Raw genomic sequence first — 20920 nt, 5'->3', positions numbered from 1 at the left:
TTAGAAAGGATAACTTAAACCAATTGTAAAATTGAAATTATCCCGTCGCCATTGGCTGTTTTCAACACCACCTTTTAACAAGTGATTGTAGCTAATATCTGGTATTTGCCAACCATCGTTTTTTGCAATTTCAGGTTTTTTTACCCGAAAGCCAAGATCAAAACGAAGTACAACATAGGTAAAATCAAACCGGAACCCGGTACCCACATCCGCACCCAATTGTTTATAAAAATTTTTAAACTGGAACTGCAGGCTGTCGGGGCCGCCACCGGGTCGCGTATTTCTGAAATTCCACACATTACCAATATCTGTAAAAAGCGCCCATTTTAAAACAAGCTGGTTGGGTATTATCTGAAAAAGGTCATGACGGTATTCAGCATTTACTTCAAAGCGGATATCCCCGGTGCGGTCGTTTGTAAGAGAGTTGATGGTCCCCAAAGGCTTCGCCCCGGGCCCGATGCCACGAATAGGCCAGCCACGCATACTGTTGGCACCGCCGGAGAAATATTGTTTAAAAAAGGGAAGAGAAGCGGTATCATTATTTTCCAGCGGAATACCAACGCCAACGAAAGCCCTGAAAACACGGGCTGATTTTGGGTTATTGATAGAAAAGGTATATTCTCCATCCACTTTAACAAACTGGCGTAACTCCTTTTTAAAAATCCCCAGTCTGCCCCAAATTAAACCAGACTCTTCGACATTACCACTAAAAGACCTGAGCCTGTTGGTATGTTTTGGATTAATGTAAGTGGAAGAATAGTTGTAGGAACTGCCAATGATCAACGCTGTATTGTATGAATAACGTAAATAAGGATTGTTGTTCAGTATGGTGCGAAAACTGTCCGACTGATTGAAAAGGTAGGAATACTCAATATTCGGAAACTTAATGGTGTTTTTTCTGTTTGATCTGTTGCTCCATTGGTTACCAAAAGCAAGCCCAGTTGAAAAAAGATTAAACAGGTCAATTCTTTTTGTATAAGATGGATTGGTGTTGATAAAGGTTTGCTGTGAAAGCGGTCTGCCATTATTAAACCACGATTTAGGCAGCAGTTTGATGGGCCCCAGCAAACGGGGAAAGCTGATGGTGTTGGTATAACTCAGTTCGTTTGAATTGATAACCCTGCTGGAGCGTTGTGTATTTAAGTTCAACTCAACACCATATCGTATGGCATGGGTCATCTTAATACCTTCCTTATGGATATTGCGGTTTTGCAAAGACAGATTGGTAGACAATCCCAGCAGGTTTCCGCCATTGGTTATGGTGGCAGTATTGGTATTGCTGTTTACCGAATAGCTGGCCTCCACATTGGCTTCAAAGCCATACTTACGGGCGGGTATCATTTGCAAAATCATATCCAGTTTGGCAACGCTGTCCTTTCTTTCTATGGTTTGAATATTGATGTTTTGCCAAACCCCGGTCTTTGAAAAATTACTGAGGGTTTTGGCATAATTTTCCTGCCGGTACAAATCGCCTTTTTTAAAATCCATATTGCGCACCAGGAAACCGTTGCGGAATAATTTTTTATGGTAACGGATAACAAAGCTGTCCCGCCGGGTGGTATCTGATAAAAAGGGGATGCTGTTTAAACTGTCAACACCACTGTAATCGGGATACAGATACACATTACCAATATAATATTTTTGCAACCGCATACTGTCTGCCAGCGGATTTAAAATCATTTCAAGTTTAATAGTGGGTTTATTTCTTTTTTGATTGGCTTCTGCAAGTAAACGGATGTTTTCAAAAGGGTCGTCAGAAATTGTGGTTAACGATAAAATAGAAGTATCGCCCCGCATCCTTAAATCGTCCGTAATAAATTTATAGTACCCATTATTTCTGTAAACATCCACCATGCGGTTTATTTCTCCCAGCACTTCACCCTTGGAAACAGGATTGCCTTTTTTGATTAAAGATTTGGGCATCGCTTCAATTGCAAGTTGCTGTAGTTCCGGTTTATTTAAGTTATAGCTGAAAGTATCTACCAGGGTAGGGTTACCAGCATCAATGATATATTTTACGTACACCCGTTGCTGCTTTTCAAATTTAAGCGACCAGGTGCTGAAGAAACTGCCACTAACTGTATCAATCTTTACAGTAGATTTGGCCTGGTAGTAACCGAGGTGCAGCATGGAGCCAATCATATTCCTTGCACTCCGGTAGGAGTAGGTTGTGTCGTACGCAGCAGCCGGCGTTGTTTTGTGAAATAAAAACAATTTATCTATTATTACCACTTTTGCGCTGTCATCCAGCTGATCGTATAATCTTTGCCTGGCAATGTTTCTTTCATCCGTATTAAAATTGCCGCCTTTGAGTTCAATACTATTTTTTATCAAAAAGGGTTTACCTTTTTGATAATTTCGTACCGTGGTGCAGGAAGACAATAGCAATGCTGCGCAAAAAATATTTTTCAGAACATTCAAAAATTTCGTTTTTACAACCACACTAACTATTATAAATTTTGAGAGAACGATGTTAAGTAAAACATATGCCAAATATATCCAAAGTTTGCACCACAAAAAATTCAGGGATGCGGATAATGTATTTATTGCCGAAGGTAGTAAAGTAGTAATGGAATTGTTGCAATCGCCTGTATTTTCATGCCAGCAGGTATTAGGTTTACAGCCATGGATGCAGGAAAATGAAATGTTAATTCGTGCATCTTATAACGGTCCGCTGCAGGTGATTGACGATTTTGAACTGGAAAAAATATCTGCATTGACCACGCCCAACCAGGTGCTGGCAGTATTTAAAAAATCAAAACAGCTTCTTGTTAACCCAAAAGGTAAAATAAGCCTGGTGCTGGATACCATCCAGGATCCGGGCAACCTCGGTACCATCATACGCATTGCAGACTGGTTTGGCGTTGGAGCCATCATTTGTTCGGACAATTGTACCGACATGTATAATCCCAAAGTGGTGCAAAGCACCATGGGCAGCCTGGGCCGCGTAAATGTGGTGTATACAAATATCTCAGAATGGCTCAAAAAAAATGAGCACATTAAGATATATGCCGCTGCGTTGAATGGCAAAAAAATAAGCCAGTTAAAAGGCATAACGGAAGCCATTATTGTAATTGGCAACGAGTCAAAAGGCATTAGTGATGAAGTGATGGAGCTCTGTACCGAAAAAATTACAATACCAAAAGTGGGCCATGCAGAATCGTTGAATGCGGCTGTGGCAACAGGTATTATTTTGTCGCATATTGTGCAGTAAGAAAATAGTTGTCCGGGCTAAGAAGCTTTGTGGATCATCGTTGCGTCTCCCTCTTTTACATAATACCTGTATTGAGCACTGGCCTTAGCATCGCAGCACCTGCGCTGTGCGGCGGCATTTTTTATTACAAGGGTATAATTTAGCAAAGCCATTTAATTCAGTGAACATATACGATTAGTAGGGGAGCACACTAAGGCTGAAAAAGTACAAGTAGGCGACGCAACGATGTACCCCAAGGTTGCTCCTTAGCCCCGGACAAAAAATTGTATTTAAATCATCTTAACGAAACTGAATTGCTTTGACAGGTTTTATTTTTTTTACCAGCAACGTAGGTACAATCAATGTGGCAAAGCAAATAGCAAGCGTAATAAGGTCCACCAGTACAACCTGCCACCACACTACATCTGCGTGGGCGGCGGCCATATAATAAGCCTCTTCATCTAATTTAATAAAGCCGGTTTTTTGCTGCAACCAGCAAATGAACAGCCCTAATGCAGTACCTGCAACAATGCCGGTTATGGCTATCAGGCTGGTGTTGTATAAAAATATTTTTTGTACAATCCAGTCGCTGGCGCCGGTTGCTTTCAAAATACCAATCATTCTTGTTCTTTCCAATACAATAATCAGCAGGCAGGTGATGAGGTTTACTATGGCAACGATCATCATAATGCCCATCAGTATCAGTTTGATTTTATTCTGCAATGCCAGCCAGTCGAAAATATTGCTGTACATTTCTGTAATGGTCTTGGCGCTCCAGCCCTGTGGCGTTAATTCTTTAATCAGTGTAGCAACGGTATCGGTTTGCCGGTAATCGTTCAAAAAAACTTCATAACCTCCAATCTGTCGTGGGTTCCAGTCGTTCATCCGGCGGATGAGATTTATATCGCACAGGCCGAATTGTTTATCATATTCATCTATGGAAGTTTTAAAAATGCCGGCTATCTTCAGCTTACGCGGCCGTTTGGTACCATCTTCCTGAATAAAAAAAGAAAGCAGTGTATCATTGACCTGTACATTTAGCTGGCCGGCGATGTAGGCCGAAATATTTATTTCGCTGCTGTAGCCGCTGTCTGTAAACGAGAGCCATTTTCCCTTTTGCAAAAATGGATTCAGGCGGCTGTAATTAAAAGACGAATCAATGCCTTTTAACAGGATGCTTTCAATATCGGTACCGTAAGTTAGTATTACCGATTTAGTGGCGTAACGTTCAATGGTTTTTACCTGCGGCAATTTCTTAACAATATTTTCAACCGTGTCGTTGGCAATTATAGGAAACTGTTCTGCAATACTAACGCGGTTTTCAATATCCTGCTGCACATGAATATGGCCCCAGAAGCTGAAAATTTTATCACTTATTACATTTTGAAAACCGTTTACAAAGCTCAATGCCACTATCATTACCGCTACGCTGATGGAAGTGGCGCCGATGGCGAGCCGGATGATAAAACGTGAAAAAGTATTTTGCCGGTTAAAGGCAATTCTGCGTGCTATAAAAGCGGATATATTCAATCGGCGTATTTTTTGCTATCTTTCAAAAGTAAATATTTTAATAACTACATGCACATTTTTAAATTGATCCCTGCTGCCATCCTGTTTTTACTGGCGCAGCAAACGCTGCCAGCACAAACCAACCCCGACGTAATTTATGATACCAATATTCATACAGTAAGATTTCATGCCTATGGCGACCAGGAATCTATGGCAATTTATAAACTCAACAGCAGCGACAGAACAGAACTGCATTTTGATGATATGGACAACCGGGTAAAAAGCTATTACTACACTTACCAGTTATGCGATTACAACTGGCAACCGGTTAACCTGAGTCCGTTTGATTTTATAAAAGGCTTCACGCAGCAACGCATTTCCACCTACCGGTTTTCATCTATTGCCTATACAAGGTATGTTCATTACCAGGCAACACTGCCGGAAACAAACAGTATGCCCATCCGCAGCGGCAACTATATTGTAAAAGTATTTTTAGATGGCGATACCAGTAAGCTTGCTTTTACCAGGGCCTTGCTGGTGCTGGATTCCAAGGCAAGCGTATCTGCACAGGTGTTACAGCCTTTTACACCAGACAGGTATAATACGCATCAGCATTTAAAGTTTACCGTTAACCTGGCAGGGGTAAATACCAGTAACGCCAGTCAGCAGGTGAAAGTGGTGGTTTTGCAAAATAACCGCTGGGATATTGCGCAGGGAAATGTGCTGCCCACTTTTATAAGAAACAATTCGCTTGAATACAGCAATGAAAACAATTTTGTATTTGCCGCAGGAAAAGAATGGCGGTGGCTTGACCTTAGAAGCTTTCGTTTATTAAGTGAACGTGTTGACAGCGCCAATAGCAAAAGAACTGATTTATATGTAAAGGCCGATGGCGACAGGAGCGGTCAACGGTATGTATATTATGCAGACCTGGATGGTAAATACCTGGTTACAACTTATGAATCAATTAATCCTTACTGGCAGGGCGATTACGCCAATATTCATTTTAAATATATACCACCGGGCAATAATGCTTTTGCTGATAAAGACCTTTATTTAATTGGTCAGTTAACGGACTACCAGTTGAATGAAAGTAGTAAAATGCATTTCAATACAGAAAGGGGTATTTATGAAAATACCCAGTATTTAAAGCAAGGCTATTATAGTTACGGCTATGCGCTTGTTGATAAAAATGATCCTTCCAAAAGAACTGACATGGATGGTAACTATTGGGAAACTGAAAATAGTTATACCATACTGGTGTACTATAAATCTTTTACTGACCAGGCGGATCAGCTGATAGGTATATCCCAGATAAATAACCGCAGTGACAGGCCCGGTTTTAGTTTTTAATTCTTTGGCAAATGTATATGCAGCGGTCTGGTTTCAATAAGCTGTTATAATAAAGCAGCTAAATTGAGCCCGGGTTTAAGTTCGTTTATTTACACGAATTATCGCGTAGTTCGTTTAAATGAACGAATTATTTAAAAGTTCGTTTAATTAAACGAATTTATTAAAAGTTCGTTCATTTAAACGAACTGAATTATTTTTTGTATATTTATACCAGCAAACAATTTTTAGTAATGGCACTAAGGGCAGTACTAACCGGTGATATTGTAAACTCAACCCGGTTAAAAAAAATAACAGAAAAGAAACTACTTAAAATATTAACGGCGGCGCTGGCTGCCCACCAGTTTGAATTTTACCGGGGCGATAGTTTCCAGGTATATGTAAAAAATCCTGCGGAAGCCCTGAAAACTGCCTTGATTTGCCGTACGGCTGCTATCAGCTTGTCTAAAAGTGAAACCATCAATGAATCAGATATAAGGATAAGTATCGGGATAGCGGCGGTAACAACACCCGTAAAAAAATTGGGTATGTCCAAAGGCGAAGCTTTTATTTTATCCGGCCGTGCCTTTGATGAAATGGCGGAGGCAGGGACAAGACTGATAATGACTTCTGGTAATAGTTTAGCCAATGTGGGTTTAGAGATCATTTCGGATTACCTGAATGCCATCTTTAAAGCAATGACGGGCAAGCAGGCGGAAGTGATTTTTGAATTGCTAAAGGGAAAGACACAGCAGGAGGTAGCAGAGTTGCTGAAAAAATCAAAGAGTACCGTGCACCAGCATGTAACGGCCGGGCGGTGGGCGGAGATTGAAAAACTGTTGCAACAATATGAAAATATAATCAATCAACTAACATGATTACTGCGGCAGTGTGGCTTACCAAATTGGTGCTGGCACATCTTATTACCGATTTTATACTACAGCCTGCGAGCTGGGTAAATGACAGAACGGAAAAACATTTTCGTTCCGGTAAACTGTATCTGCATGGCTTTATAACAGGGCTGATAGCCTTGCTGATGATTGGCTGGCAATACTGGATAGTAGCGCTCGTCATTTTAATTTCGCATACATTAATCGACGTCTGGAAATCGTATCAAAAAAATACCGTTGCCTACTTTATTGCAGACCAGTTTTTTCATCTGCTGATAATTGCCGGCTGCTGGTATTTCGCCTTCCTTGAATGGAGTGATATAAAGCAAACGCTTCAACAGTTAAATACAGATGCTGTTATTTGGAAACGACTAACGGCAATTGTGTTTTTAACAGCGCCTGCAGGCATTTTAATTGGCCAGCTAACCCGCCAGTGGCGGGATCAATTACCGGACTCTGAAAGCCTTGCCAACGCCGGTAAATGGATCGGCATGGTGGAACGGATCATTATACTGATCTTTGTTTTGCAAAGCCAGTATTCTGCTATAGGCTTGCTGGTGGCGGCAAAAGGCATTATTCGCTTTAATGAAAAAGACCGGCCGGAAATTAAAACAGAATACCTGGTGATAGGAACTTTAATGAGTATTGCATTGGCGATTATAGCCGGGCTTATCACAAAATAGATACAGTGTAATGCAGCCTTTATCCAACAGTAATTAATTCTCCTTTAATACCAGCAACCAGCCTTTATTTTTTACTACCGGTATCATTTCACTGGCATCAAATGTTTTTGCCGGTTGAAAGTTTTTTATTTCCGGCGCCGTAATGGTCGTTTTTGCGGGATCCATTCCCAGTTTTTTCCAATCTATCAGCAAATGAACAGCAGTATCAGCAGCAGCCCAGCTGGCGATAGAAATAAGGGCATTGCCTTTTTTTGTATATGCTGTTGCCAGAACTTTATCGTTACTCGTTTTTACAGGGCAGTTATCGCTCCAGTAACCTATCATGCTGGTACCTTCCATACCAAAATCATCCCAGGCTTTCCAGATGGGCCTTGTGTCTGCATTATCGCTCCAGGGCATCCGGTTGGTCATGCCATAAATCATTCCACGCCAGGGATTGCCGCCATCCTGTAACATTTCTCCCATCAGGCCAAAGGGTATACCACTCACTTCAGTTAAAAAGAAATCAGGATCATTTTTTTCGTAATCAAAATATTCACCAAACCACAAACGGTTGAGGTAAGGGAAATGCTCCATGTACAAATTACCGCTGTTATTAAAACCATCATTTTTATTGTACTGGTTGGCTGAATGCAAATCAATAATACCAGGATGACCATCTTTCGTCAATACACGTTTTATTCTTTTCATTGTAATGCGGTCAAAGGCAACATCATCCAGGTAAATGCCATCAATGCCTACGTTCTGTACAAGCCAGTTCATGCCTTCCACATAGTAATTATGCCAGCGGCTCATACCACTGTTTACAATGGCAGCATCTTTCAATTCAGGTACAAACCAGGCAGCAATATAATCACTGTCCACATGCTCCTGTAACCAGCTAAAGCCGCCGCCTTTGCCGGGTGAATAAATTTCGTGGCCAAGACTGCGCATAGGAAAAGTCTCATAGGCCCTGTTGCTCAGTTCTCTTACCGTGTTGTAAATTTTTACCTTCAGTCCTTTGCTATGTGCTTCATCTATGTAAGTCTTCATTTTTTTATATTCAATAAAGGGATAATTGATATAAGGATTGATAGCGTTACCATGGTGAATATTAATAACTGTTGCGCCGGTTGCTTTAATAGTATCGATTGGTTTATAACTGTGGTAAAAACGGGTAGCCCATTGAAAATTCGTATTGATTGGATGGAAAGGTGTAATCAACAAAGTAAAATTATAAAACAGTGTATCACCTTTTTTCATGCTGCGTTGCCCGCTGTAATTATTTACCAAAACAGTGCTGTCTTGTTGATTAATATTTACCCCGCCTTGATTATCATTGCCCCAGCTATCCGGCAGCAGTAAAGGTTTTTGTAAATAAAAATTGGTATTCAACGGACGAACATATTTGTCGTCCCGCAAAGAATATTGCAATCCTGCATTTACGTTTCCAATCCAGGCACCATCCTGGTTTTTGTGCGCCACATCCCATTTCCAGCTAAATGAGGGCGGCCTGTTTCCTCCTTTTTGTCCGAGCCCCATCATGTATTTACCCGCTGTTTTGGTAAGGGGGATTTGCATGGCAATGTCTTTCAGAGCGACGTCTTTTAAAGCGGTTATTTTTACTTTATACGCAATAAATCCATCAAATTCCATCGATGCATCAACATCCATTTCTAATGAAGGGCTGTTGCTCGAAGAAGTCCATTGCACAGTGCCAGCTTCTTTTTTTGTAAAATAAATGCCGTCGCTTATTAAAACCATCTTACCACCATCCGGCTGTGAAAATGTAAAATCAACCGGCGCCGAAAGCAGGGTATTGGGCTGCTCTGTGTAGCCCGTCATTTCAGGTGTAAAAAAAGTGCTGATCTGTGCCGGGAAGCCGTTTTCTCCCAGGGTTATTTTTCTCCCTAATAAACCAACGGTATTGCCTTCCACAGTCAATGGAATATAAGGTGCAATTACCGTATTATCCTGTGCCAGTGTGGAGTTGAGCCAATGTAACCTGGTTTGTTTCCATGGTTCGCTGATGCCGCCATCAGTTAGTAATTCGTTGGTAATAGTTAATATAATATCAATAGTGGTAGCGGCGGCATTCTTTGATGTGATGGTAGCTTTCCCTTTGTAAATGCCGGCTGCTACAGTTGAAGGAATATCAAGTGTACACCACAATGGCTGAACCGTATTTTTTTCAACGTTTACTGTTTTTGTAAAAGGATGGGTGGCATAATCTATGCCATCGGTGTTAATGCAAGTGGTCTTACTGGCAGAGATTTTTTCATTTTTGTAGTTTACCAGGTCAGTGAATTTGACCTGTACATCCTGCAACCCCTCCACAGCGTACAGACCTAACTGGTAGCTGTATTGCTCGCCACGGGCCGCTTTGTCGCTGAAGCTATTTTGCAGCCCTTTTTGTATCCAGCGGTAAGGAATACGGTTTTTCATTTTGATAGGATACAACCGGTTTTCCGGAAATACCAGGTAGCTTTTGTTGGTAGCAGATGCAATGATAGCAGCAGTTTCTTTTGGTGTTGCTATTACCTCCATCGGGTAAACACTGTTGAAGGAATCAATGGATTCAATTTGCTTTACGGTAGTGTTGATTTTTGCAGATTTGGAGGCAGACAGCCATTTACCATCTGCAGTATTTTCCGGTTGCAGGTAAACGCCTTTTGGATAATTACTGCGACCTTCATTGCGGTAAGGCATATAGTAAGCATAATAAATTCCTTTGCCAGATACCGGTTCAAAAGAGATGTCAGCTCTTTCTCTGTCAGCATATGTTGTGCTTACATTGTTGATCTTTTTTCCTGTAGCTCCATCTTGTAAAATAATGCGTTTGTGTGCGGGATCATCATTCCTTCTCCATGGTATGCTTACTTTTGCAACCTGACCAGTTCCATTAAACTGCAGCACAGCCCTGTGATTGCCCAGTGAATCAGGGTTCCAGCCGTTGTTACTGCTAACATATTTTATTTGCTGAGCCATGCCGGCATTGAACATCATCAATGAAATTGCTGCCGTAAACAATTGCTTCAATACCATACTTAAATTTTTTCTAAATATAGCAAATGATGCTGTCATGTATAAAGGGGCAAATTTGTAAGATAGAATATAAATTAAATTGTTAAGCGATGCCAGATACCGTACTCTGCGTTTTCTATATCTTGCATTGACCGGAATTGGTGCCGGCAAAAAAATAAAACAACCATTTTATATGCAGATAAAGAAAATAGTTTTTAGCATATTCATTTTATACGCTACGGTGTTGTCAGCCCAAAAAAATAAGAACAAAGTTTTCTGGCACCAGGATTTTTCTTCGGGTAAACTTCCCGCCGGCTGGCATATTCCACCGGCCGGCACCTGGGATCCGCAATGGATTGTTACCAATCAGCCTTATCCCGGTTCTTATAAATACCAGCAACAGGCACCGCCGATTGCTTCTGTCAGCCGGGGTTATCACCTGCAGTTCCAGGCTGGTTATTTTACGGATGAAGATGTAGACAACTGGGTTAAACGTAAACAATACCCCGATGGATATATTGTTTCCGCACCCATTAATTGCACTGGCAAAAAATCGGTGATCCTTCAATTTCAACAAAAATTTCGCTGGTGGAATTACCGGCAAAATGATACAGCGGGCTTGTTTGTCGGTGTAAGTACCGATAGCATTCACTGGCAGCAATGGGATGTACGCCACACCATTAAAAGTGAAACGGATATGTTTGCCCCACTTACTGAAACCATTGATGTATCTGCAATTGCTGCCAACCAGCCAGCTGTTTTTTTGCGTTTTTACTGGAAAGGATTGATGGGGTTTTACTGGATGGTAGATGATATTACATTAAGTGAAGCTTACAGCCAGGATGTAAGTATAGTGCAGCTTTTATCGCACAATGAAGAAAGCAACCAGTTTAAAAAGAACGATGAACTGGTACTGAAAATAAGAAATTCCGGTGAGCAAAATATCAACGCCAATTTTACTGTTACGGCAGATATTGATAGTAAAAATATACTCACCTTAAAAGTGCCGGCAGCAACTAATGCTTTTAAATCTGGCGAAGAAAGAGACATCGTTTTTCCGCCCACAGACCTTACGTTCCGGCCGGTGCATCATATCAATTTCAAAATAAATTACCCCGGCGACGAACACACAATTGACAATACACTTAATGTACAACTGAATGCAGCTGCAACTTTTGTTGGTAATATCACGGCCATAAAAAAGGAATCAACGGCTTTTGTTTTTTCATCAGGCGTCACCAAAGTTAGATTGCAATTCTACCGTGACGACATTTTCAGGATTTGGTTAGCCCCGGATGGTAATTTCACCGACCCGGCCGCAGGAGATATTGTGATTGCAAAACCAGCATTAAAAAGTAACATTATTTTCACCGACAAGGGCGATTATGTTTTGTTGCAGAGTAAGCTTTGTGCAGTTAGGGCATATAAAAAGCCGATGCGTTTCGCCATGTATAATGCGGCTAACACAGCGGTTATCTGGGAAGAAAAGCAGCCACTTTTATTCGGACAAAAAACAGTGCAAACCTTGTCTGCCAGGCCCGGTGAATATTTTTACGGATGTGGAATGCAGAACGGCTATTTTTCTCACCGTAACAAAACGATTCTTATTGAAAAAGGCGGTGGCTGGGATGACGGCGGCCGTGCCAACCCTGCTCCATTTTACATGAGCACTGCAGGCTATGGTGTTTGTAGAAATACATTTGATGCAGGTGAATATAGCTTTAATGATACCCTGCGCTTATCACACAATGAAAATCGTTTTGATGCCTTTTACTTTTACGGCCCCTCTCTTAAAAATATTTTAAACCGGTATACAGATATTACCGGCAAGCCTTTTCTGATGCCAAGATGGGCCTTGAGTATGGGTGATGCCAATTGTTACAACAAGCCTGGACGTGATAAAAAACCACAGACCACCCCTGACGTAATTTGGAAAATAGCCGACCAATATATAGCGCACGGAATGCCACGTGGATGGATTTTACCCAATGATGGTTATGGCTGCGGATATGTTAAATTAGACAGTGTGGTAAAGGCTTTGCATGAACGTGGATTTTACACAGGTTTATGGACAGAGAATGGTATAGATAAAATAGCTACCGAAGTAGGCACCTATGGCACCCGTTTGTGTAAGCTGGATGTCGCCTGGGTTGGGCCGGGTTATAAGTATGCACTGGATGGTTGCAGGGCTGCTTATGAAGGCATAGAAAATAACAGCAATGCCCGCGGCTTTATCTGGAGCGTAATGGGGTGGGCTGGTACACAGCGCTACAGCACCATGTGGAGCGGCGATCAGTATGGCGGTTGGGAGTACATCCGCTTTCATATCCCAACGATAACTGGCGCAGGTTTAAGTGCACAGAACGCCGCATCTTCAGATATCGATGGTATTTTTGGTGGCAGTGACAGCACCTATACACGTGACCTGCAATGGAAATCTTTTATCCCGGTTTTAATGACCATGAGCGGCTGGGCAAAAAAAGATAAACAGCCGTGGATATCAGGTGAGCCTTATACCAGTATCAACAGAAAATACCTGCAGTTAAAAATGCGCCTCACCCCGTATATGTATACATTATGCAGGGAAGCTAATATCACCGGAGTACCTGCTGCAAGAGCAATGGTACTTGAGTTTCCTAATGACAGCACCACGTTGGGTAAACAAACCCAGTACCAGTTTATGAATGGCCAGTGGTTGCTGGTGGCACCGGTGTATAAACCGGGCAACGAACGTGACAGTATTTATTTGCCTCGCGGAAAATGGATTGATTACTGGAACGGGGAACTATTTAACGGCGGAAAGTGGTTAAGACATTATGCTGCGTCTTTGGAAAAACTGCCTGTGTTTGTAAAGGCTGGAGCTATCATACCGATGTACCAGGCAATGAATTTTGATGCAGAAAAAAAGCCTGATACATTAACACTGGATATGTACCCGGAAAGTAAGACAGCATTTAACTTATATGAGGATGACGGGCTTACCAGGGAGTATAAAAAGGGGGCTTACGCTACGACTTTATTTGAAATGAATGCCGGTAAGATTATTACAGTTACCATAAACGCTGTAAAAGGCAAGTATAATGGAAGCATTAACAGGCGAAGCTATCATTTAATAGTCCATACAAGCACCTCTCCGAAAACTGCATCCCTGGATGGAGAATTGTTACCGCAATTAACTGGTGAAAGAATATTACACAATGAAGAAGGTTATTATGTCGATACCACCAATGGTAACACAGTTTTACATATCCAAACAAGAAAAATTGCAACGCAAAAAAAACACCAGGTTGTGATACAAAATGATTGACCAGCCGCTGTTTTTTTTGTAAAAAGTTATGTAGTGCAGTGAAAAAATGCCTGCTCCATCAGTCGTTATTTTCATTAGTGAGACGGATAGGAAAAAGTAAATATTTATTGTATTTTGTATGCTGGTATCTTCTCCACTTAACCTTCCGCCTGCGGCGGATAAAACCAATTTATTTTTATGAATCCAGCAATTTTTCACCACATTCACTGGCTGGCAGTCTTGGTTGCTGCTATAGCCTATTTTGCTTTGGGAGCCGTTTGGTATTCTAAAGTATTGTTTGCAAAAACCTGGCTGGCATTGACCAAAATTGATGCCAGTGATCCCAATGCTACCAAGGGAATGGGAGCTATTATGGGCGCTTCGTTTGCAACTATTTTGGTTGCTTGTATCGGGCTTGCAATTCTTGCAGCCTATCTTAATCTTGGCCTGTTTAGTCAGGGCCTGAAGTTGGGTACCCTCACCGGCATATGCTTCGGCTCAACAGCTATCAGCAATTCTTACCTGTTTGAAAAAAGAGCCATTGGCCTGCATTTTATTAACGGCGGATATACCTTGTTGGGTAATATTATTGCCGCGGTAATCATTTGCGTTTGGCAATAAAATCTATCAAACAAAAAGTTGCCCTGTGTTTAACGCAGGGCAACTTTTTATTTACAAAATATTCTCTTACTCTACAATAGATACCTTTAAAATGTTGGTAGGTAAATGTTTTTCAATCGGCGTGCTGCCTGTATTTACAACCACATCGCCTTCTTTAAGAAATCCTCTTTCTTTTAAAATATTTATCTGGTCCATGAAGATATCATCAAGGCTTTCTTCTTCTGCATAATATATCGGCCTTACGCCCCAGCTGAGACTCAGCTGGTTGATGAGTGTTTTTTCTTTACTAAAAATATATAGCGGTGCCTTGGGGCGGTAACTGCTCAGCATAAAACCGGTGTAACCACTCTGCGTCATTCCTATAAGGGCTTTGGCATTTACATCTTTTGCCATTTTGCAGGCGCTTGCGCAAAGTGCATCACTCAGCAAAGAAGGGGAGTGTTGCTGTGGCGTCAAAATATCGTCCCTATCGTAATCGTATAGTGTTCCCTCCACCTGTAGAATAATCTTGCTCATCATTTCCACCACAAGGGTAGGATACTGGCCCATCGCGGTTTCACCGCTCAGCATTACAGCATCGGCGCCTTCCAGCACGGCGTTGGCAACGTCTGTAACTTCACTGCGGTTTGGTTTGGTACGCTCCATCATACTTTCCATCATTTGCGTTGCCACAATCACAGGTTTTGCCCGGTGCATACATTTGCGGATGATTTCTTTCTGAATAATGGGAACCTGCTCAACCGGTACTTCCACACCCAGGTCGCCACGGGCAACCATAATGCCATCACTTTCAACAATGATATTACGGATATTTCTTAACGCTTCCGGCATTTCTATTTTAGAAATAACCTTGGCCTTACTTTTTTGTGCTTTGATACGCTTTTTAAGATCAATGATGTCGTCAGCATGACGAACAAAAGACAAGGCTATCCAGTCTAAATCCTGGCTGATAATAAAATCAAGATCTGCAATATCTTTTTCTGTAAGCGAAGGCATGGTGAGGGCAGAGTCGGGTAAATTGACGCCTTTTTTTGGAAACAGGATACCGCCCAATGTTACCGAAATTCTAACTTCAGTATCATTTAATATTTCTTCTACTTTCACTTCCATCTTTCCGTCATCTAAAAATATGCGTTCGCCTACTTTTACATCTTTGGCAAGGTTGGCATAGCTAACATAAATCTTATCTTTTGTGCCCACCATTTTTTGTGTGGTAAAAATAAACTGGCTCCCGTCTTTTAGTTCTATTTGGCCATCCTGCAGTTCACCTACTCTTAACTTAGGACCTTGCAGGTCGCCTAAAATGGCAATATTATAGGGTTCTTTGCGGTTGATTTCCCTTATAAAATCAATGATCTGTTTTTTATCTTCGTAAGCGCCATGAGAAAAGTTTAGGCGGAAAACGTTTACGCCTGCCTTTACCAGGTCCAGTAACTTTTCGTAAGTAGAGCAGGCGGGGCCTACTGTTGCAACAATCTTTGTTCGTTTAATCGTATGTTGAAAACCTGCTTCTTTATCCATTTCAGCATGCAGGTATTTACCTAAATTTTTGCTCATTAGTTGTTTAGTTTATTTTCAAATGTCAAGTGAATTTTTTACCGTTTTCATTTGGTAACAGACAGTACGGGTTGATTACCCCGAAATTAGCTGGCCAAGATTTTTACTATTTTCATCCATTCTTCACTGATACGCTGTTTCTTTTTTACAGCTTCGTTTAACGGAGTATAATGCATACGGTTATTGACCATTCCAACAAACACATTGAATTTCCCTTCCATCAAACATTCAACAGCCGAATAGCCCATGCGGCTTGCAATCAACCTGTCGAAACAGGTAGGTGAACCGCCGCGTTGAATATGACCCAATATACAAACCCTTACATCCTGTATTGGTAAACGGGCTTTTACAATTTTTGCAATTTCATCGGCACCACCAAACTCATCGCCTTCAGCCACTACAATCAGGTTAACCAACTTATGTCTTCTTTCTTTTTCCGCTAATTGCTTAATAACTTCTTCGATATCTGTTTTGCGTTCCGGGATCAGTACATTTTCGGCGCCTGTAGCGATACCACTGTGCAATGCTATGTAACCGGCATCTCTGCCCATTACTTCAATAATAAATAAACGGTCATGCGCATCGGCTGTATCCCGTATTTTGTCAATGGCTTCAACCGCGGTATTTACAGCGGTATCAAAACCAATTGTAAAATCAGTGCCCGCTATATCTTTGTCGATAGTGCCCGGCAACCCTACGCAGGGAATATCATATTCATTGCTGAATGTTTGTGCACCTCTGAAACTACCATCGCCACCAATAATTACCAACCCGTTAATACCTAGTTTGGTTAAGTTATCGTATGCTTTCTTTCTGCCTTCAGGTGTAAAAAATTCCTTACAACGGGACGTTTTTAAAATGGTTCCGCCACGCTGAATGATATTGGCTACACTTCTGCTTTCCATTTTAAAAATATCATTCTCCACCATTCCGGTGTAGCCACGTACAATTCCAAACACTTCCAATCCGTTGTAAATTCCTGTCCGTACCACGGCACGTATGCAGGCATTCATTCCTGGTGCATCGCCTCCGGAGGTAAGTACGCCAATCTTTGTAACCTTTTTTTTCATATCTAAAAAAAACACTTTTTAATTAAAAAACTTTCAACCTTTCTCTTATTTCAATAATACTAATATAAAATTGCACAAGTTTCAAAAATAAGCATTTAAAACTAATCTGAAAACTCCTTACCAGTTATTGCGTACTTATTGAACGCCATTCACATAATGTTCTTTCATCATTGTAAAAATTTTTTCTTTTAAAGCAGGTGCTTTCATACCCTCTGATGAAACGGCAGGCAAAAAATGCATTTGTAACCTGGTAGGCCATAAATAAAATCCTTTATTTGCGGGCATGGCTTGTTTGGTTCCAAAAATTACACAGGGAATAACTTCCTTTTTGGTATCAATTGCCAGTTTGAAAGCACCGTCGAAAAATGGCTTTAAAGGTTCATTGGTTCGGTTACGGGTTCCTTCCGGGTAAATACACATGTGCAGGTTGTTGCGCAACACTTCCCTCATATCTTCAAAACTTTTCAGGCGGCTTTTGTTATCGCCTCTGTCAACAAGCACGGAACCGCGTTTATAAAACCACCCGAAAATGGGGACTTTGGCAAAAGAAGCTTTGGCAATTGTTTTATTGCCACCCGGTATAAATGGTGCAGAAAGGGGCACATCAAGCAAAGCGTTGTGATTGTACACAACAACATAAGTATGACCGGGCTTGAAATTTTCTTTGCCTTTGATGGTGGCCGGGCATCCTACCATCCGTAGCCAGGTCCACATCCATACCCTTGACACGGTAATGAAATAATCCTGTCCCTTAGGCCCCGGAATTAAATAAGAAAGCATTGATGGTATAAAGATGATAAGGAAGGTAGTGGCAAAACTGATTAATCCCCAAACAGCCCATATTCTGCCAAAAATATTCTTGCATACATCTTTCAGGGAAGCAGTTGTTTGCGGTGAAGAATAGTTGTCAGTATTGGTCAAAATGGTTGGTATATTTACTAATCTGTTTTTCCGAAACAGGTATCAGGTTGATAATAATTTCCAGTTGATGGGAGCAAGGCCCTGGTTGATTAATAATTCATTTGCTTTTGAAAAATGTTTACAACCAAAAAAACCTTTGTCCGCACTAAATGGCGAAGGATGGGCAGCTTTCAGTACAAAATGTTTGGTTTCGTCTATCAGCAATTGCTTTTCCTGCGCAAATTTACCCCATAAAAGAAATATTACCCCTTTTTTTTCATCAGATATTTTTGTTATGACGGCATCTGTAAAATTCATCCAGCCAATTTTTGCGTGACTGGCTGGTTCATTTGCCCTTACCGTTAAAATAGCGTTTAATAGAAGTACACCCTGGTCCGCCCAACTGGTTAGATTGCCATATCCTTCGGGCATAGTAATAGACAAATCTTTTTGAATTTCTTTAAAAACATTTACAAGAGAAGGCGGCGGTTTTATCCCCGCAGGTACACTAAAACTAAGACCATGCGCCTGTCCCGGATTATGGTAAGGATCTTGCCCTAGTATCACAACTTTTACCTTATCAAAAGGGGTATGGTTAAAGGCATTAAAGATAAGCGGTCCCGGGGGGTAAATAATTTTACCTGCATTTTTTTCAATCTTTAAAAAAGTTACAATTTCTAAAAAATAGGGCTTTGTAAATTCATTCTTTAGTATCTCGTGCCAAGAAGGTTCGATCTTTACATCCATGAAAAATTTTTATAAAATTACAAAAGCCTGACTGAATAAAACAGCAAATAAAAGCTGTGGCATTACACAAAAAAAATCCCATTGCTTTTAATAACGGGATTCTTTTTATGCAGGAAAATTGAATGCCCGCAATTATTATTTAATAATTAATTTTTTTGAGGTGCGGCTGGCGGTGGCGGCGGAGGTCCGGGCTGACCTGCACGACCAGAAGGAGGACCAAAATCATGAACTACCGGTACTTTGCTTTTTGTATCCGGAAATGCAGATCCATGATGACAGGTGTAACAGGTAACCACCATCAAAGAATCGCCGATCATTGGTTTTGCTACCTGAAAATTATCCTTATTCATCTGCAGTACCATGCGCATCATGTCGCGTGCAGTTTCTTTTTTAGGATTGGCGTCACTTGCAAAATCGGGGTGATCGGCCCCTGGTTCTTTAGCGTGGCAATAGTCGCAATGTACCCCCAGAGCATCGCCAAATTGTACATCCATAATATCATGCATCGCTTCCCTGCTGATATCCTGTGGCAGAATTTTAAGGTTTTTGTATACGTTGGAATGTACAGGTGCAGTAGTGCCGGCGGTGCCGAAAATAACAACAACAACTATTGTCATTATTACCAGCAGTTTCCGGTTGGCCTGCAGCATTAATTTTCTCATAAATGTTTTTTTAATGAATTGTTTATGTTATAAAGATAAGCGGACAGGTGAAAACCACAAGATTTTTTTTGCACTGTATTAAGCCATCAAAAAGTTATTTAAGAGGCTGCAATATTTCGGGTACTGGCTTTTTTGAGCTCATTGTTGCGTGGGTGCATTTCTTTTATTACCAGCAAAGCTTTGCAGATCTTCATGCATACAGCTTTGAAAAAAAATGCGTCACGCATTACTAAAGGTTGGCTACGGTAATGGTAACTTTATCTTTTAATCGTAAGGCGGTCAAATAAAATAATCAACATATGGTGCGTTTATTTTCAATGCTTGTCTTCACTTTTTTGGTAAATACAATTTACTGTCAAACGGAAAACAGTACTTATATGGCAGTAGCTGACAGATTTGAAACCTACTACAATGCTGCAAAAAACGATAGCATCTTTGCCATGTTTTCTCAGGAAATGCAAACAGCATTGCCGCTGAATAAAACAAGTGATTTTTTAAATGGCCTGCGCTCACAGGCAGGACAAATCACGGCACGCAGTTTTGTGAAGTATGAAAATGGTACTTATGCCAGGTACAAAACAAATTTTGAAAGAGCATTGTTTGCTGTAAATATTTCAATTGACAAGAATGCTAAAATAAATGGCTTATTTGTAAAGCCGTATACTGAAGAAAGTCTTCCCAAAATTCAAAGAAATATAACTAAACTGCAGCTGCCGTTTAAGGGTGAGTGGACTGTTATATGGGGTGGGGATACCAAAGAATTAAATTACCATGTTGAAAGTGTGGCACAAAAAAATGCGTTCGACATTGTGATCAAAGACGGGCGGGGCAAATCGTTTAAAACAGATGGCCTGGCCAACGAAGATTATTATGCCTTTGGTAAGGAATTATATGCACCGTGCGATGGAGAGGTTGTACTGGTTGTAGATGGAATAAAGGATAATTTGCCCGGAGAATTTAATCCCGTATACATTCCGGGAAATACGATAATTATAAAAACCGCTAACAGGGAGTATTTATTTTTTGCCCATTTTAAACACCACTCTATACAGGTGGCCGAGGGGCAAAAAGTAGTACGGGGGCAGTTGTTGGGCCTCTGTGGTAACTCCGGTAACTCGTCTGAACCGCACCTGCACTTCCATATTCAGAACGTGGAAAATATGAATATTGCGACGGGTGTAAAATGCTTTTTTGATGCAATGGAAGTAAACGGCCGGCAAAAGACAGATTATTCGCCCGTTAAAAATGACAAAATAAAAACAGAGTGGTAATAATTAATTTGGGCTGAAAAATAGTTTTCGCCCAACATACACATTTTTTACACCCATTGCGCTACGCCCTGTAGTAACTCTTCTAAAAACAACGTAGTACCCTTTCTGTCACCAAGTGTAGTACTTCTTTTTGGTTATCTTTAAATTATTGGTAACATGTTCTTTTAGACATATACACCGCCATCCTGTTCCAAAATCT

General features: G+C 41.0%; 15 protein-coding genes. 7 read left to right on the top strand and 8 right to left on the bottom strand.

The features are described 5' to 3' along the window. A complete protein-coding gene (locus JWR61_RS15185) occupies nt 1–2421 on the bottom strand; it encodes a BamA/TamA family outer membrane protein (protein ID WP_301928609.1) in 2421 nt (806 codons plus the stop codon). Nucleotides 2422–2470: 49 nt separating this feature from the next. On the opposite strand from JWR61_RS15185, the gene JWR61_RS15180 reads away from it, so the two are divergent. Then, entirely contained in the window at nt 2471–3214 is a 744-nt protein-coding gene (locus JWR61_RS15180) for an RNA methyltransferase (protein WP_301928608.1), read from the top strand. Between the two features lie 279 nt (nt 3215–3493). Here JWR61_RS15180 and JWR61_RS15175 read toward each other — a convergent pair whose 3' ends face one another. Then, nucleotides 3494–4723, bottom strand: a complete 1230-nt coding sequence (locus tag JWR61_RS15175) for an ABC transporter permease (RefSeq protein ID WP_301928607.1) — start codon at nt 4721–4723, stop codon at nt 3494–3496. Nucleotides 4724–4771: 48 nt separating this feature from the next. Between JWR61_RS15175 and JWR61_RS15170 the strand changes: the two genes are divergently transcribed. From JWR61_RS15170 to JWR61_RS15160, 3 genes are all read left to right on the top strand, one after another. Next, a complete protein-coding gene (locus JWR61_RS15170) occupies nt 4772–6055 on the top strand; it encodes a DUF5103 domain-containing protein (protein ID WP_301928606.1) in 1284 nt (427 codons plus the stop codon). 230 nt (nt 6056–6285) lie between these two features. Further along, nucleotides 6286–6909, top strand: a complete 624-nt coding sequence (locus JWR61_RS15165; protein WP_301928605.1) for a hypothetical protein — start codon at nt 6286–6288, stop codon at nt 6907–6909. Beyond that, nucleotides 6906–7604 carry a DUF3307 domain-containing protein gene (locus JWR61_RS15160; protein WP_301928604.1) on the top strand — a complete coding sequence of 233 codons (699 nt, stop codon included), beginning with the start codon at nt 6906–6908 and terminating at the stop codon, nt 7602–7604. The genes JWR61_RS15165 and JWR61_RS15160 overlap by 4 nt, the downstream gene beginning before the upstream one ends. Before the next feature lie 33 nt (nt 7605–7637). Here the strand turns inward: JWR61_RS15160 and JWR61_RS15155 are convergent, their stop codons facing one another. Further along, nucleotides 7638–10667 (bottom strand): glycoside hydrolase domain-containing protein, encoded by a 3030-nt coding sequence (locus tag JWR61_RS15155; protein ID WP_301928603.1) that lies wholly within the window; start codon nt 10665–10667, stop codon nt 7638–7640. Between the two features lie 133 nt (nt 10668–10800). Between JWR61_RS15155 and JWR61_RS15150 the strand changes: the two genes are divergently transcribed. Further along, entirely contained in the window at nt 10801–13914 is a 3114-nt protein-coding gene (locus JWR61_RS15150) for a TIM-barrel domain-containing protein (RefSeq protein ID WP_301928602.1), read from the top strand. Nucleotides 13915–14091: 177 nt separating this feature from the next. Then, complete coding sequence (locus tag JWR61_RS15145; RefSeq protein WP_301928601.1) at nt 14092–14514, top strand: DUF1761 domain-containing protein; 423 nt, start codon at nt 14092–14094, stop codon at nt 14512–14514. A gap of 66 nt (nt 14515–14580) precedes the next feature. Here the strand turns inward: JWR61_RS15145 and pyk are convergent, their stop codons facing one another. The 5 genes from pyk to JWR61_RS15120 all read right to left on the bottom strand — a co-directional run bounded on the left by pyk (nt 14581) and on the right by JWR61_RS15120 (nt 19450). Continuing rightward, nucleotides 14581–16071, bottom strand: coding sequence for a pyruvate kinase (gene pyk, locus JWR61_RS15140; RefSeq protein ID WP_290338315.1), 1491 nt, complete (start codon nt 16069–16071; stop codon nt 14581–14583). Between the two features lie 86 nt (nt 16072–16157). Further along, nucleotides 16158–17141 (bottom strand): 6-phosphofructokinase, encoded by a 984-nt coding sequence (pfkA, locus tag JWR61_RS15135; protein ID WP_290338316.1) that lies wholly within the window; start codon nt 17139–17141, stop codon nt 16158–16160. A gap of 135 nt (nt 17142–17276) precedes the next feature. After that, nucleotides 17277–18062 (bottom strand): 1-acyl-sn-glycerol-3-phosphate acyltransferase, encoded by a 786-nt coding sequence (locus JWR61_RS15130; RefSeq protein WP_301928600.1) that lies wholly within the window; start codon nt 18060–18062, stop codon nt 17277–17279. A 42-nt stretch (nt 18063–18104) separates the two neighbouring features. Beyond that, nucleotides 18105–18788 carry a uracil-DNA glycosylase gene (ung, locus tag JWR61_RS15125; RefSeq protein ID WP_301928599.1) on the bottom strand — a complete coding sequence of 228 codons (684 nt, stop codon included), beginning with the start codon at nt 18786–18788 and terminating at the stop codon, nt 18105–18107. A 146-nt stretch (nt 18789–18934) separates the two neighbouring features. Further along, on the bottom strand, nt 18935–19450 hold the full coding sequence (locus tag JWR61_RS15120) for a c-type cytochrome (RefSeq protein WP_301928598.1): 516 nt from the start codon (nt 19448–19450) through the stop codon (nt 18935–18937). A gap of 377 nt (nt 19451–19827) precedes the next feature. Here JWR61_RS15120 and JWR61_RS15115 point away from each other — a divergent pair, with 377 nt between their 5' ends. Further along, complete coding sequence (locus tag JWR61_RS15115) at nt 19828–20721, top strand: M23 family metallopeptidase (protein ID WP_301928597.1); 894 nt, start codon at nt 19828–19830, stop codon at nt 20719–20721. Nucleotides 20722–20920: the final 199 nt, after the last annotated feature.

Source organism: Ferruginibacter sp. (assembly GCF_028288465.1).
GTDB lineage: Bacteria > Bacteroidota > Bacteroidia > Chitinophagales > Chitinophagaceae > Ferruginibacter.
The sequence above is the reverse complement of the archived record's forward strand: the minus strand, read 5'-3'. Positions and strand labels throughout refer to the sequence as shown.